This is a genomic window from Mucilaginibacter flavus (genome assembly GCF_030409315.1).
GTDB classification, from domain to species: domain Bacteria; phylum Bacteroidota; class Bacteroidia; order Sphingobacteriales; family Sphingobacteriaceae; genus Mucilaginibacter; species Mucilaginibacter flavus.
Genome location: NZ_JAUFPS010000037.1, coordinates 1 through 15,425 on the forward strand (window position 1 = coordinate 1; position 15,425 = coordinate 15,425).

Below are 15,425 nucleotides of genomic sequence, written 5' to 3' on the forward strand. Positions count from 1 at the left end.
CTGCCCTAAACAGGCTGGCATAAAGCCGCCTTAATAAAACAAAATTAAAAATTATTTGATAATTAACACAGAATCTCTCTCCGACTGCGTCGCATAGAGGGGCGGGGAAATAAAAAGACTGTTTTTACCCTCTTTGCGGCATTAGCCGCAGAGAGGGTCGGCCAGCGAAGCGTAGCCGGGGTGAGTCGTGGCCAGCGTTCAAACCCACCGCATTAGGCTAAAACGAATATATCATGGATAAGTATGAACCAATGACGTCCCTTTTTATGCTATATGTTTACGTGAAACTGTTTTTAAACAACTTACACAAAACTCCCCTGTAAAAAGCGCTGTTATTTTTTAAAAAAACCGTAACTTTGCACCTTGAAACGAGGCTATGATCTATTTCTTTTTTAACAACGCAGATACGGTATTTGCCGTACAAAAAAATCAAACGCTCAACCCCACTGATATTTCTAAATTAAGCTGGCTGTTTGCAGGCGCGACTTTAAATCCGGGAACCAATATTTCCGGTTTTTTTATTGGTCCCCGTGCCACTATGGTAACCCCATGGAGCACCAACGCGGTTGAAATTACGCAGAACATGGGCATTGAAGGCATTATCAGGATTGAAGAGTTCGCGGTAGTTGATGCTGGTTTTTCTGGCTTTGACCCAATGCTGTTTCAGAAATACACGGCGCTTGATCAGGAGATTTACACCATTAAAATTAAACCTGAGGCTATACTCGGAATAGACGATATAGCGCAATACAACAAACAGGAGGGTTTATCTTTAAGCGATGAAGAGGTTACATACCTCAACGGCTTGTCTGAAAAATTAGGTCGCAAATTAACCGACTCGGAAGTTTTCGGCTTTTCGCAGGTAAACTCAGAGCATTGCCGTCATAAAATTTTCAATGGCACTTTTGTTATTGATGGCGAAGAGCAGCCAATATCGCTGTTTAAAATGATCCGCAAAACATCCGAAACTAATCCTAACGGCATCGTTTCGGCCTATAAAGATAACGTGGCTTTTGTAAAAGGCCCGGTAGTACAGCAGTTTGCACCTAAACGCCCGGATGTACCGGAGTACTACGAGATAAAAGATTTTGAATCGGTAATTTCATTAAAAGCCGAAACACATAATTTCCCTACCACGGTTGAGCCATTTAACGGCGCTGCAACCGGCTCGGGCGGCGAAATAAGGGATAGGCTGGCCGGTGGCCAGGGTTCTTTGCCATTGGCAGGTACCGCTGTTTACATGACCGCATTATCGCGCCTGGCGCAGGATAGGCCATGGGAAAACGGCGTTACCGAACGCAAATGGCTTTACCAATCGCCGGTTGATATTTTGATCAAAGCTTCAAACGGCGCGTCGGATTTTGGCAACAAATTTGGCCAGCCGCTTATTACTGGTTCAGTTTTAACGTTTGAGCACGATGAAGACGGTCGTAAATTAGGTTACGATAAAGTGATTATGCAGGCCGGTGGCATTGGCTACGGCAAGGCAGATCAGGCTAAAAAATCAAAACCTGCTACCCACGATAAAATTGTTGTTTTGGGTGGCGATAACTACCGCATAGGCATGGGCGGCGCGGCGGTATCATCGGCCGATACCGGTGCTTTAGGCTCTGGCATTGAATTGAATGCCATTCAGCGTTCAAACCCCGAAATGCAAAAACGTGTGGCTAACGCCGTACGCGGTATGATTGAAAATGATGCCAACACCATTGTGTCTATCCATGATCATGGTGCCGGTGGTCACCTGAACTGCTTATCTGAATTGGTTGAAGAAACCGGTGGTAAAATAGATTTGGATAAATTACCGGTTGGCGATCCTACCCTATCGGCTAAGGAAATCATCGGAAACGAATCGCAGGAGCGTATGGGCCTGGTTATCGGTAAAGAAAACCTGGAAACCCTGCAACGTATTGCCGACCGTGAACGCGCTCCAATGTATACAGTGGGCGAAGTAACCGGCGATCACCGCTTTACTTTTGAATCGGCCACTACAGGCGCCAAACCAATGGACCTGAAAATGGACGATATGTTTGGCAGCTCGCCAAAAGTGGTGATGCACGATAAAAGCGTTGCCCGTAAATATCAGCCTGTAACTTACGATGCTAATCAACTAAACAATTACCTTGAACAGGTTTTACAATTAGAAGCCGTTGCCTGTAAAGACTGGCTGGTGAATAAGGTGGACCGCTGCGTAGGTGGTCGCGTAGCTAAGCAACAATGCGCGGGCGCTTTGCAATTGCCTTTAAACAATTGCGGTGTTATGGCACTTGATTATCAGGGTAAAGACGGCATTGCCACTTCTATCGGCCACTCCCCGTTATCAGCATTAATTAACCCGGCGGCAGGCAGCAGAAATGCTATTGCAGAATCACTTTCAAATATCATTTGGGCACCGTTAAAAGATGGATTGGAGAGTGTATCACTTTCTGCCAACTGGATGTGGGCCTGTAAAAATGAAGGCGAGGACGCCCGTTTATACGCGGCTGTAAAAGCCTGCTCGGCCTTTGCTATTGATCTGGGCATCAACATCCCTACCGGTAAGGACTCCTTATCCATGAAACAAAAGTACAAGGATGGCGATGTAATTGCCCCTGGTACCGTGATCATATCGGCAGCCGGTCATTGCGATGATTTAACCGCTGTGATTGAACCCGTTTTGAAGAAAGATGGCGGTGCTATTTATTACATCAACCTATCGGCAGATACTTATAAACTTGGCGGATCATCATTTGCCCAGATTCTGAATAAAATTGGCACCGAAACACCGGACGTATTAAATGCAGATAGTTTCAAAAACACATTTAACACCATGCAGCAGTTAATTAAAGCAGGACAGATCCAGGCCGGCCATGATATTGGCAGCGGCGGTTTAATTACCACCCTGTTGGAGCTTTGCTTTGCCGAACGTAACCTGGGTGCGGATATTGACTTAAGCAGCTTAGGCTCACAGGATATCATCGAAACACTGTTTGCAGAAAACATTGGCATTGTTTTCCAGGCTGATAACGCTGTTGAAGAAGTACTTAACACCAATGGTGTTGCCTTCCATAAAATTGGTACCGTATCATCATCCGCCACGCTTAATATTGCAAACGCAAGCGGCCATTGGGCATTTGATATTGATCACCTGCGCGATGTATGGTTTAAAACATCGTACCTGTTAGATCAAAAACAAAGCGGACCGGTTAAAGCCAAGGAACGTTTTGACAACTATAAAAACCACGTTTTAAACTATAGCTTCCCGGTTGGCTTTACCGGTAAAAAACCGGTGATCGATCCATCTAAACCAAGACCAAAAGCGGCGGTGATCCGTGAAAAAGGCAGTAACTCTGAAAGGGAACTGGCAAACGCCATGTACCTGGCAGGTTTTGATGTAAAAGACGTACACATGACCGACCTGATTTCTGGCCGCGAAACAGTGGAGGATATTCAGTTTATTGGCGCCGTTGGTGGTTTCTCTAACTCGGATGTGTTAGGTTCGGCAAAAGGCTGGGCAGGCGCGTTTATGTATAACGAAAAGGCACGTATAGCCTTAGAGAATTTCTTTAAACGTGAGGATACCTTATCTGTTGGTATCTGTAATGGCTGCCAGCTATTTGTTGAGTTAGGTTTAATTAATCCCGACCATACCGATAAGCCTAAAATGCTGCATAACGAAAGCCACAAACACGAAAGTGGTTTTACATCGCTTACCATACAGCAAAACAACTCGGTAATGCTATCAAGCTTAGCCGGTTCAACACTGGGCGTTTGGATATCACATGGCGAAGGAAAATTCCAGTTACCATTAACGGAAGATCAGTACGGTATTGTGGCTAAATACGCTTACGAAAGCTACCCGGCCAATCCAAACGGATCTGACTATAACACAGCTATGATGTGCGATAAAACCGGTCGCCATTTGGTGATGATGCCGCATATTGAGCGCTCATTATTCCAATGGCACTGGGCTAATTACCCACAAGGTCGTAAAGATGAAGTGTCGCCATGGATGGAGGCATTTGTTAATGCCCGTGTTTGGTTAGAAGGCAAATAATAAAAGATACACTTAATTAAAAACGCTTCTCATCTGTTGATGAGGAGCGTTTTTGGTTTACGGGATGTAGTTTAAGATCAGGAAAATCGCTTTTAATATTGGGGTATAATGTAACATCATTCAATACGCACAACAGGTAGCCGCTATGCGCAATGTCATTAAGTTAAGAGATTAACAGGTTGCTCCATCGGAGCAAAAGCTTTGTAGCACGCGAAAATTAATATTTTTTTGCGTGCCGTAGGTACGCTACACAGGTTTCGTACCTACGACACGGAGTATTATTTCCTGTTTTTTCTACAAAGCTCTACCCCCTATGGGGGAAAAAATCCTTAACTTAATGACAATGCGCTACGCGGCATTCCTTGACTTATTAAGTTGTTCAATGCCGCATGGCGGCTACCCGTTTGTAGCAGAAAGATGTTTGTTTTTTTTGCTCCATAGGAGCTACCTTTTGCTATACAAATCTTTAAAAGCGATTTTCTTGAGTTTAAGATCTCCCCTCTAAACTTAAACCAAAGAAAATAGTATCTTACTGCACCTTTAGATACTACCTCCGTCATGAAAAAAGCGATCATCATTTTTTGTTTAGCCCTAACCTCATCCCTTACAACCTTTGCTCAAAACGCTATCCACTGCCTCATCAAAACCTCCATGGGCGATATAGCCATTGAGCTATATCCTGCTAAAGCGCCTGTTACTGTGGCTAATTTTATGAAATATGTAGATAAGAAAGCTTACAATGGCAGCAGCTTTTTCAGGGTGTGTACCCCTGTTAACGAAGCCCCAAGAAAAGTAAAGATTCAGGTTATTCAGGGCGGCAATGTGCCTGATAGTTTGATCCTCGACAGTATAAAAATAGAAACTACCAAACTAACAGGTCTAAAGCATCAAAACGGCACGCTATCCATGGCCCGTAGCGGACCAAACTCGGCAACGAGTGAGTTTTTTATATGCATTGGTAATCAACCAGCCTTAGATTATGGCGGTGCCCGAAACCCAGACGGACAAGGCTTTGCCGCCTTCGGAAAAGTAACCGCGGGCATGGACGTAGTGAAGACAATTCAATCTCAAAAAGATAAAAATCAATATTTGATTGAGCCTGTGAAGATTTTGGAGATTAGCAGAGTGGAGGAATAATGCATAGAACACCCTATACAATAACTATAGAATCAGTTGACCAAATTCCAACGGTGGAAGAAATTAGTAAGACTTCGCGTGATGAAAAAATAAAATTGATCTTCGGTGAGGCTCTAGTACACGTAAGAGAAGAGATAGGCAAAAAACTCAAAAATGACCTTTTAGGCTTTCAAGTTTCAATACATAACGGTCAACCGGAGATAAACATTGCCAAACTCATAACGGATAAAGAAATTGACGACAATCAATTATTTTTTGAACAGTGTGCAAAAGATTATCGTGCTTTAGCCGAAGTGCTAATTAGTAAATTAGCTATTAAATTGAATATCGAGATAAACTCCGCCTTTCCGATGATGTCATTTAATCCCTTCAAATCAAATAGAAAACAGATAGGAACAATTGAAGGCTGGCGATATTTCTTACACGGTTATCATTGTGGGTTCGAGCATAAAAAGAGTGGACAAATTGTGGAGGTCCCACTTGTTTTCGGACTGGAGTTTGGAGATTTAGACCCTTATTTTTTTACAAGGTTCATTAAATCGACCAAAGCATATTTTCCTTTGCCAGTAGCAATTTATGAAGACTACGCGGATGGACGGCGTATAAATGAACGAATGCTTGCTATTGGTAAGTTTGAACATATAAATTCAAACATAGAAAACCATACAGGCATAGCTGTTAAAGATAGAAAAAGAGTACCTATTGAAATTTATAACCCAGAGCCGGTAACAACTCAAAAACCTAAATTTAGTTTGCTTCGTTTTTTTCATCTTAAATAACAGTAACTAATGCACCGTCAAATACTCTAACCTGTAATTAGCGTGCCTCCCCTATGATTTAAATATTATCGCTAAAAGTTACATTTGCTTGCTACCATGGGTATATATCAATCCAAAACAGATCTTCAGTTAATTCATCTTTTAAAAGATGGAGACGAAGCTGCTTTTGAAGAAATTTATACCCGCTATGCAGAAAATCTTGCGGGCTTCGCAGCGTCAAAACTATTCCGACTGGAGGATGCAAGGGATATTATCCACGATCTTTTTGTTAAGCTTTGGGAAGATCGCTTGCAGCTGGAAATAAAAGCCGACTTAAAATCCTATTTATTTGTAGCCACGCGTTACCGGGTTATAGACCACATCCGCAAAAACATTACCCGCGAAGATTACTCGGTAATGGTGCAATCATTGCAAACCTCATTTTGGCCAGATGCGCATCAACAATTAGAAGCCAAAGAGTTAAAACGTACTGTTGATGAATCGTTAAACGACTTATCGCCAAGGGTGCGTGAGGTTTACCAACTGAGCAGGGAACAGCATTTGAGCATCCCCGAAATTGCCCAACAACTTAATATTTCGGAACAAACTGTAAAAAATCAATTGACAACCGCGCTCGCGGTTTTGCGTAAATCGCTGCCTTTTATTGCTATTCTTTGGGAAATTAGTAATAGGTGACATTTTAATTTTATGCCATGGTCGCGTTATTTCGGAGCCAGATCGCCATACCAATACGCAGCGGTTACTCCTCCATCCATCAAAAAATCGCTGCCGGTAATGAATGCGCCATCGGGCCCCATCAGCAGCGCGCCAACCGTTCCAACCTCATCCGGAGTTCCGGCCCTGCCAGCTGCCGATATTTGTATCATGCGCCTGTAACCATCGCCGCGCGGTCCTTTCAGTTCATCATTTGCAAGCGGCGTAATGATAATACCCGGGCTAATGGTGTTAACTCTTGCGCCACGTTTTCCCCAACGCACAGCCTCGGCCATAACCCGCAGGGAGTTACCGCGTTTGGAAATCTGGTAAGCATGCAGCGCGTCTTTTATCTGGTCGGGCTGCAGCATGGGTAGCTGAAGCAACTCTTCAACCGGAGTGGTTGCCAACAATGCGTTTTGCTCAGCAGAAAGTGGCGGCAAACGATGCCCGGACTGAGATGCTATCACCACTCCTGCCCCACCGGCGGCTATCACATTACCAAATTCTTCCAGTACAAGAGCGGTACCATACAAATCAACCCTGAGAATAACATGTGGTGGTGCCTGGGATGGAGAAACACCCGCAGCATGAATAACACCCGATACATGGCCCAAAGTGGCAGCCAACCCGACCAATGCGTGAACTGAGGAACGCGAGGTAACATCCACAATTGTGGTGGTGACTTCAAACCCCGCATCGCTTAAAGTTTTTGCAGCGGCTTCGGCATTTTCCTGCCGGATATCGGCAAGTAAAACATGCTTGCCGGCGCTAACCCTTCGTACTATGGCCTGGCCTATTGATCCTGCGCCTATTACAACATTTACACTTTTCATTTAATAATTTTTATTACAGGTTTCTTTGGTCTTTTGAAGTTTAGAGTAATATAAAGGTCGGGCTTATTTTTAATTTGATTGTTATACCAATTACCGGATTATCTACCATTATTACTGATTTAATTTTTTTTCATTTCCACATAGTACCAAATCCACTCTTGTCCGACTACTGCAAAAATCATTAAAACAATGAGCCAGCAGGACATGGAAAAATTGCTTGACCGTTATTTAAGCGGCGAAGCATCGGCAGCCGAAAAAGAAAGGGTGGAGAAATGGTTAGCCAATATCAATAACCCGAGCGCCGAATGGCAGCAAATGGCCGCCGCCGACCGCACACAATGGCTATCTTTTCTTTATAGCAACATCCGGCAGGATATAGGCAATGAGGGTGCTAAGATTACCCCAATAAAACGGTCGAAAATTTTATGGCGAAGTATCGCTGCTGTGGCCGCGGCATTGATCATCTTTTTTTCGATTTATTTAATACAATCTAACAGTGATAACCAGGAGGCCCTTGTTGAGCAAACTGTTTTAAAAACGGCTACTAATCAAAAACAAGAGCTGGCGCTTGCCGATGGCAGCAAGGTTTGGGTAAATGCCGGATCGGAATTAACCTACCCTAAAACTTTTGACGGCAAAACGAGAGAGGTTTATTTATCGGGCGAAGCTTATTTTGATATTAAACACGATGTTACCCGGCCGTTCCTGATCCACATTGGTAAAGTAGTTACCACCGTTTTAGGCACCGCTTTTAATATTAAGGAAGACAAGGCGAGCCATACAATAGTGGTAACTGTAACGCGCGGCAAAGTAAGCGTAGGCAACGGTAGCAAAACGCTGGGCGTACTTACACCCAACCAACAAATTAGCTACAACATAGATTCGCAAACGGCTACCCAGGCGCAGGTAGATGTGGCACCGGTGATAGCCTGGCAGCAACAGGAAATCCATTTTGAAGATATCAGCTTTGAAAACGCTGCCGCTATACTTGAAAAACGCTTTAAGGTGAAGATCAGCTTCGGCAACGAAAAGGTTAAAAAATGCCAGTTTACCGGTACCTCCTTAACGGGTAATAACCTGGATAAAATACTGAAAGTGATATGCGCCTTTAACGGTGCTACTTACAAAACCAATCCAGATGGTAGTATCAGTATTGACGGACCGGGATGCGATCAGTAATAATAATTCAATCTATTCATTTATAAAATACAGGAAAGGAACACCATACCAACCGGCTCAATAACAGAATAGCGTAGCCGGAAAAAAATAATACCTGCAAGCCGACGGCAATCGACTTACAGGTTTCCCGGAATTAACCGGGGCTTTAAATCATTCGGAAATCATTAAAACTTTTAAAATTATGAATTTTTCTGCAATAACGCGGAGAAGGGCGACTATGCGTACGTGCAAAGCCGGTCGCCAGCTATCAAATAAATCAATCATATTACAATTCATGCGTATAAGTTTCGCTCTCGTTTTTATCACTATGCTATCGGTGCAACTGCTTTCGGCAGCGGTTTCGAACGCCCAGGATATGCATACCGAAAAGGTAACGATAGCCCTTAAACGCGAAAGCCTGGAAACAGCTATACACAAAATTGAACAGCAAACCGCGCTTAGGTTTTATTACCGCAAAGCGGATATAAGGCATATCAATAACCTTTATTTGCCGGAAACAGCCAGTTCGGTTGAACAGATTTTGCAGGCCTTACTCCAAAATACCTTTATATCTTTCAGGCAGGTTGATCAAAATATCCTGCTTCAAAAAAGCCAATCGCAAACCAGCTATGAAATTAAGGGAAGAGTTGTTGGAATAGATCGTAAGCCGGTTGAATTTGCGATGGTAAGCGTGAGCGAAAAAGTGGCTAACAAAACATTACAAACCACGCAAACCGATACCGGCGGCTATTTTAAACTATCCATAGCAGCCAAAGGCGATTACCTTGTTAAACTTTCGGCCTTGGGTAAGGATAGTTTAAGCGTTGCGGTTACCCTTGCAGATGCACCGGTAGTAACCCTGCCAGATTTAGTGCTCAGCACAGCGGTAAGACAGTTAAAACAGGTAAGCATTGTTAGCACCCGCCCATTTATTGAGCAAAAGCTTGACCGTACGGTAGTTAATGTAGATGCCCTGATAGGCAACGCGGGAGTTACCGCGCTTGAGGTATTGGAAAAATCACCAGGTGTGCAAATTGATCAAAGCGGGAAGATCAGCCTAAAAGGTAAATCGGGAGTTACCGTATTCATTGATAATAAACCTACTTATTTATCGGGTGAAGATTTGCAAAACTATTTACGGTCGTTACCTTCCTCAACCCTTGATCAAATCGAAATTATGACCAATCCGCCTGCCCAGTACGACGCGGCTGGCAATGGTGGGGTAATCAACATAAAAACCAAAAAAAATACAGCCAAGGGTTTTAATGGCGGCATCAGCCTTGCCTATGTACAGGGTAAATACGCAAAAACCAATAATAGCTTTAACTTTAATTACCGCGATGGCAAACTGAACATTTTTGGCAATCTTGGCTTTAACGTTCAGCGGGGCTTTAACAACCTGTACATAGACAGGCAATATTTTACACCAGATGGCAGCACAACTTCTTTCCTTAACCAGCATACCTACATTTATCAACACGGCCAGGCAACTACGTCAAAGCTTGGGGCCGATTATTACGCGTCTGATAAAACCACCTTTGGAGTTGTGCTCACAGGATCAATTCGTCCTTACAGCCGCGACTATAACAGTACAAGCAACCTGTTGAGTGCCGGGCGCCAGTTAGATTCGGCGGTTGTGGCCCTTAATACAGAACAATACAACAACAAAAATGGGGGCATCAATTTTAACTATCGCCACGAATATGATAAAAGCGGGAAAGAATTAACCGCCGATGTGGATTACATAGGTTATCAATCTAAAATAAACCAACAATTTAACAATTTTACCTATCTGCCAGATCAAAGCCTGGCCACGCAAGATCAACAGGTTGGGTATTTACCTGCTACGGTTCATATCTATTCGGCTAAAACAGACTATGCACACCCATTTGCCAATAAACTAAAGCTAATGGCCGGGCTAAAATCCAGCTTTACCAAAACAGATAACCTGGCCGATTATGCAAACGTAATTAACCAGGTAAGCAGCCCGGATTACAACCTGAGCAATCATTTCATTTACAAAGAAAATATAAACGCTGCCTACATAAATGTAAACAAGGATTTTAACAAGCTATCTATAGAAGCCGGGCTGCGGTTTGAAAACACCAATTCGGACGGGCATCAGCTTGGAAATGCTCAAAGAGCCGATTCGGCCTTTCAGCGTAATTATAACAGCTTGTTCCCTACGTTTTACGCATCATACAAACTGGATACGATGAGTAATAACCAGTTTGGTCTTAAAATAGGGCGAAGGATTGACCGGCCTTATTACCAGGATTTGAATCCGTTCATTAGTCCGATAGATAAGTTTACTTATTACCTTGGCAATCCATTGCTTAAGCCCTCCTACTCAACAGAGTTTGAACTCTCACATACCTATAAAAATAAATTTACCACAGCCATAAGCTACGGTACCACTACCGATAATGTTAACGAAACCATTGAGATTATTAACGGCATTTATTACGATAGGCCGGGCAACATAGGCACCAGCACCTACAAAAGTATCTCTGTAGATGGCACGCTTGATCCAACCAAATGGCTCAGTTTCCACCTATATTCTGAGTTAACACAAACGGAATCAAAAAGCGCTTTTTATAATGGCTATTTACATACCAAAGGCACCTTTGTGTATGTAAACCCCATGCTGCAATTTAAAATAGGCAGTACGTGGAACGCCCAGTTAGATGGTAATTATCGGAGCAAATTAACTTCGGCCCAATTTATATTGGGGAGCCGCGGGCAGGTAAACATGGCTGTTTCCAAAAAACTATCACCTTCAACCTCATTAAAATTGGCGGTTAATGATATATTTTACTCCAATATAAACCAGGGCATCATCAGCAACCTGGTAAATACCAATGCATCATACCGAAACAAAAACGACACCCGGTATGGCGTATTAACATTCAGTTACCGTTTTGGCAAAACCATTTCAGATCAGCGTAAGCACGATGCCAACGGCGCGGAGAGCGAACAGAACAGGGTAAAAAACTAAATAGTATTAGCACCAGCAAGACCAAAAGGCGATTAGTTGACATGCACTAATCGCCTTTTTTGTGTGGGCAACTTTTGTTTACGCTGATGTTCGGGATTAAAATTGTCTAACTGGCGGTTCACATTGTCTACCTGCCCATATTAGTGCTTCAATAAAAGCCAATACCAGGATACTTTTGAGCAACAAACAACAAAAAACTTAAAATAAAAAACAATGAAAACGCTTAGAATCCTATCAATTTTGCTTTTAATAATAGCTGGTATTTCCTCAGCCCGTGCGCAGCAAACTACAGATGTTAAACCAACCATCATATTTGTACACGGTATATGGGCCGATGGCTCTGGCTGGAGCGATGAACTTACGGCGCTGCAAGCCAAAGGCTATCCGGTAGTATCGGTGCAAAACCCTTTAACCTCATTAACCGATGACGTTGCCGCCACAAAAAGGGCCATTGATATGGCACCCGGTAAGGTGATACTGGTTGGCCATTCATGGGGTGGTTTTGTAATTACCCAGGCGGGAAATGATCCAAAAGTAACAGGGTTAGTTTACATAGCCGCTTTTGCACCCAATGCAGGCGAAACTGTTGCTACCTTATCTGCAAACGGACCAGCCACCGAAATCTCCAAAAACTTCATCAACACCAATGGCTTTATCTACCTATCTAAAGAAGGCGTAAAAACAGATTTTGCGCAGGATTTAAACGCCAAACAACAAGAATTAGTTTATGCTACCCAGGTGCCGGCCTCGCAAACGGTATTTGGAGAAGCAAGCGGCGAACCCGCCTGGAAAGTAAAACCAAACTGGTTCATCGTTACCAAAAACGACAGGGCGCTTAGTCCAGCTCTGCAACGGTTTATGGCCAAAAGAATAAATGCTAAAACTACCGAAATTGAATCAAGCCATGTGGTTCTTTTATCTCATCCCAAAGAAGTATTGCAGGTAATAGAAGCCGCTGCAAACACAGTAAAATAATAGCACACAAACACCTTGTATAATCCAATCAACCGGGTGTCTAACTCAGCTCTCAATTTGTCTACCCTACATAGTAAACGATTTGCCCGGGGGCAAATGGAGGCTACTTTTGAATCAACAAACAACAACAATTAAAAAATAAAACAATGGAAAATAATAGCATCGGTGGTTTAACAGTAAACACCACCACGGTATTTAAAGAAACTAACATCCACCAGGTAGAAAAAATATTTTATACCGGTAAAACCCACACCACCGGCGGCCGCGATGGCGCTGCAAAAAGCAGTGATGGCCGGTTAGATATTAAATTATCATCTCCCGGCACATCAGGTGTTGGTACTAATCCAGAGCAATTGTTCGCAGCAGGCTGGTCGGCCTGTTTCATTGGTGCCATGGGTTTAGCCGCCCATACCCTGAAAATCAAACTACCTGCCGATTTAGCGGTAGATGCCGAAGTTGATTTGGCTAACACTTCTGGCGCGTATTTTCTGCAAGCCCGCCTTAATGTAAGTTTACCAGGTTTGGAAACTGAAGTAGCCCAACAAGTTGTAAAAATGGCACACCAAACCTGTCCGTATTCAAAACTAACCAAAGGCAATATCAACGTAGTAATTAACATGGTATAACCCTTTGCCTGGTACAAACAAAGGCTTGCCGGTTAATACGGGCAAGCCTTTGCTATTTATACACAACAATTTTAAAAGCCATGAACAAATTAAATAAATACATCAAAAGCAGGTTGGTAATCGCTTTTACTTCGCTGTTAAGTAGCGCTATGTTTTCAAGATCTCCATTTGAAAATAACCCACAGGATTGCGAGCTGGTAAGCGTAATTAAGAAGAGGAAAAATGAATTATCGACATCAAAATACAGTCCATCCTTAAAATTTTAATCAGAAAAACTACACTTTGCTATACCTTAGCGCAAAAAGCGAAGACAGTATAATTAAAATGAAAAATACAACCTTCAAAATATCCCCCGCTATTATATGGATCAGTTCCATAGGCCTGGGTTTGCTGTCATCTGTTCCTCAAATTGCCGAGCGGCATTTCAACATTGCTGAAGCATCTGTAAATGCGGGAATCACCGCGGCATTTGCTTTGGTGATGTGGTACTATAACATTTACGCGCTACCCAAAAGCTATAAAAAATATGATAATACCACCGTTTTTTACTCGCGGTTGGTAAGCAGTTTATCAATAGGTATTGTGGTGATGCTTGGCCTGGCTTATTTGCAGCAATTAATTTTAGCGCATATCAATTTTGGCCCTATAGCGCTGATGATTGAGGTAAGGGGGATTCTCATCAACCTTATCTTTTATATGTTTTTGCACCTGGTGTACCAAAACTACAGCAACCAACAGGTTAACGTAGCTTTGGAGCGTACTACCGCCGATAATTTAGGCGCGCAGTATGAACTGCTTAAGCAGCAAATTAACCCGCACTTTTTGTTTAACAGCCTTAATACATTGAAGGCGATGGTTGAGACAAACGATCAGCACTCAGTCGATTTTATTTTAAAGCTTTCCAACTTTTATCGCTTCACGCTGGAGAGCCGCAAGATGGACCTGATTCGCTTATCGGAAGAACTGGAAATAATAGATGCCTATAACTATTTATTAAAAGCCAGGTTTGAAGATGGTTTTATTTTCACCAACACCATCGATGCAAAATATCTCGGTACGCTCATCCCTCCCTTTACACTGCAACTATTGGTTGAAAACTGTATAAAACATAATATTGTATCCTTAGAACGCCCCTTGTACATTAACCTTTACACAGAAGGTGATTACATAGTTTTGGAAAACCAGGTGCAACTCAAAAAAACGCCCGAAGCATCCACAGGTGTTGGCCTTAAAAACGTGAATGAGCGGTATGCTCATTTGTTAGATAAACAAACCGAGGTTATAGTAACCGATAAAACATTTAAAATAAAACTACCCCTTATACATGAACATTATCATCATTGAAGACGAGATAAAAGCCGCCAGGTCCCTTGAAAACATGATAGCCGAGGTAAGGCCCCAGGCTAAAGTAATAGCCAAGCTGCAAAGCATTGAAAGTTCATTGGCCTATCTGTCAGAAAACGTGATGCCCGATCTGATATTTATGGATATCCAGCTATCGGATGGTTTATCATTTGAGATTTTTAAGTCGGTAAAAATTTCGTGCCCTATTGTTTTTTGTACCGCTTTTGATGAATATTCATTGGAGGCATTTAAAGCCAACAGTGTTGATTATGTACTTAAGCCCTTCTCCAAAACCGATATAGCCGACGCTTTTAAAAAGGTAGATGAGCTACGCAATTTTTTTCAGCAAAAGGTAGTACCCAATATTGATGAGCTTTTAACCAAAACTGCTCCGCCTACCGGCAAAAAAAGCTTCCTGGTGTTTAAAAACAACAAATACATTAACGTGGCTACCGATACCATCGCCTTTTTTTACATCAGGAACGAGTTATCAACCATCATGTGTTTTGATCAGCAGGAATATATACTCAATCAATCGCTCGATCAGATCAGCAGCCTTTTATCCCCGGTAGATTTCTTCAGATTAAACCGGCAATACATTGTAAACTTTAGCGCCATTAAAGAGATTGAGCATTACTTTATGCGCAAGCTATTTGTGAAACTCACTATCCCAACGCCCGAGAAATTATTGATCAACAAAGAGAAAGCCCCCATCTTTTTAAACTGGATGGATAATCGCTAATTAATTCCAAAAGCGGCGTGGCGGATTAGCCATTTAATTGTCTAATCCGCCATCCAATATGTCTGGTTAAGCCCAATAGTACTGTTTTCGCCTTGATGATT

The 15,425-nt window shown here is 42.7% G+C and carries 12 protein-coding genes; 11 read left to right on the forward strand and 1 reads right to left on the reverse strand.

Going from position 1 to position 15,425, the window contains the following annotated elements; all coding sequences use genetic code 11:
- Positions 1-376 precede the first annotated feature (376 nt).
- From purL to QWZ17_RS17315, 4 genes are all read left to right on the forward strand, one after another.
- Positions 377-4,036 (forward strand): phosphoribosylformylglycinamidine synthase, encoded by a 3,660-nt coding sequence (gene purL / locus QWZ17_RS17300; protein WP_290306541.1) that lies wholly within the window; start codon positions 377-379, stop codon positions 4,034-4,036.
- Between the two features lie 558 nt (positions 4,037-4,594).
- A complete protein-coding gene (locus QWZ17_RS17305; protein ID WP_290306542.1) occupies positions 4,595-5,173 on the forward strand; it encodes a peptidylprolyl isomerase in 579 nt (192 codons plus the stop codon).
- Between the two features lie 53 nt (positions 5,174-5,226).
- Positions 5,227-5,952, forward strand: coding sequence for a DUF6896 domain-containing protein (locus QWZ17_RS17310; RefSeq protein WP_290306543.1), 726 nt, complete (start codon positions 5,227-5,229; stop codon positions 5,950-5,952).
- Between the two features lie 96 nt (positions 5,953-6,048).
- Positions 6,049-6,627, forward strand: a complete 579-nt coding sequence (locus QWZ17_RS17315) for an RNA polymerase sigma factor (protein ID WP_290306544.1) — start codon at positions 6,049-6,051, stop codon at positions 6,625-6,627.
- Positions 6,628-6,653: 26 nt separating this feature from the next.
- On the opposite strand, the gene QWZ17_RS17320 is transcribed toward QWZ17_RS17315, so the two are convergent.
- Positions 6,654-7,481, reverse strand: a complete 828-nt coding sequence (locus QWZ17_RS17320; protein ID WP_290306545.1) for an SDR family oxidoreductase — start codon at positions 7,479-7,481, stop codon at positions 6,654-6,656.
- Between the two features lie 189 nt (positions 7,482-7,670).
- Between QWZ17_RS17320 and QWZ17_RS17325 the strand changes: the two genes are divergently transcribed.
- The 7 genes from QWZ17_RS17325 (at position 7,671) to QWZ17_RS17355 (ending at position 15,324) form a co-directional block, all read left to right on the forward strand.
- On the forward strand, positions 7,671-8,660 hold the full coding sequence (locus tag QWZ17_RS17325) for a FecR family protein (RefSeq protein ID WP_290306546.1): 990 nt from the start codon (positions 7,671-7,673) through the stop codon (positions 8,658-8,660).
- A gap of 274 nt (positions 8,661-8,934) precedes the next feature.
- Positions 8,935-11,637: a TonB-dependent receptor gene (locus QWZ17_RS17330; protein ID WP_290306547.1), complete on the forward strand. Its 2,703-nt coding sequence runs from the start codon at positions 8,935-8,937 to the stop codon at positions 11,635-11,637.
- 213 nt (positions 11,638-11,850) lie between these two features.
- Positions 11,851-12,612, forward strand: coding sequence for an alpha/beta hydrolase (locus QWZ17_RS17335; RefSeq protein WP_290306548.1), 762 nt, complete (start codon positions 11,851-11,853; stop codon positions 12,610-12,612).
- 146 nt (positions 12,613-12,758) lie between these two features.
- On the forward strand, positions 12,759-13,238 hold the full coding sequence (locus tag QWZ17_RS17340; RefSeq protein WP_290306549.1) for an organic hydroperoxide resistance protein: 480 nt from the start codon (positions 12,759-12,761) through the stop codon (positions 13,236-13,238).
- Between the two features lie 80 nt (positions 13,239-13,318).
- Positions 13,319-13,504, forward strand: coding sequence for a hypothetical protein (locus tag QWZ17_RS17345; RefSeq protein ID WP_290306550.1), 186 nt, complete (start codon positions 13,319-13,321; stop codon positions 13,502-13,504).
- 58 nt (positions 13,505-13,562) lie between these two features.
- The gene (locus QWZ17_RS17350; protein ID WP_290306551.1) at positions 13,563-14,582 is read left to right on the forward strand and encodes a sensor histidine kinase; all 1,020 of its coding nucleotides are present in this window, start codon (positions 13,563-13,565) and stop codon (positions 14,580-14,582) included.
- On the forward strand, positions 14,563-15,324 hold the full coding sequence (locus QWZ17_RS17355; RefSeq protein WP_290306552.1) for a LytR/AlgR family response regulator transcription factor: 762 nt from the start codon (positions 14,563-14,565) through the stop codon (positions 15,322-15,324). The genes QWZ17_RS17350 and QWZ17_RS17355 overlap by 20 nt, the downstream gene beginning before the upstream one ends.
- Positions 15,325-15,425 lie beyond the last annotated feature (101 nt).

Coding starts and splice junctions, on each gene's coding strand:
- purL (WP_290306541.1), top strand. CDS start 377: ATGATCTATTTCTTTTTTAACAACGCAGATACGGTATTTGCCGTACAA.
- QWZ17_RS17305 (WP_290306542.1), top strand. CDS start 4,595: ATGAAAAAAGCGATCATCATTTTTTGTTTAGCCCTAACCTCATCCCTT.
- QWZ17_RS17315 (WP_290306544.1), top strand. CDS start 6,049: ATGGGTATATATCAATCCAAAACAGATCTTCAGTTAATTCATCTTTTA.
- QWZ17_RS17320 (WP_290306545.1), bottom strand. CDS start 7,481: ATGAAAAGTGTAAATGTTGTAATAGGCGCAGGATCAATAGGCCAGGCC.
- QWZ17_RS17325 (WP_290306546.1), top strand. CDS start 7,671: ATGAGCCAGCAGGACATGGAAAAATTGCTTGACCGTTATTTAAGCGGC.
- QWZ17_RS17330 (WP_290306547.1), top strand. CDS start 8,935: ATGCGTATAAGTTTCGCTCTCGTTTTTATCACTATGCTATCGGTGCAA.
- QWZ17_RS17335 (WP_290306548.1), top strand. CDS start 11,851: ATGAAAACGCTTAGAATCCTATCAATTTTGCTTTTAATAATAGCTGGT.
- QWZ17_RS17340 (WP_290306549.1), top strand. CDS start 12,759: ATGGAAAATAATAGCATCGGTGGTTTAACAGTAAACACCACCACGGTA.
- QWZ17_RS17345 (WP_290306550.1), top strand. CDS start 13,319: ATGAACAAATTAAATAAATACATCAAAAGCAGGTTGGTAATCGCTTTT.
- QWZ17_RS17350 (WP_290306551.1), top strand. CDS start 13,563: ATGAAAAATACAACCTTCAAAATATCCCCCGCTATTATATGGATCAGT.
- QWZ17_RS17355 (WP_290306552.1), top strand. CDS start 14,563: ATGAACATTATCATCATTGAAGACGAGATAAAAGCCGCCAGGTCCCTT.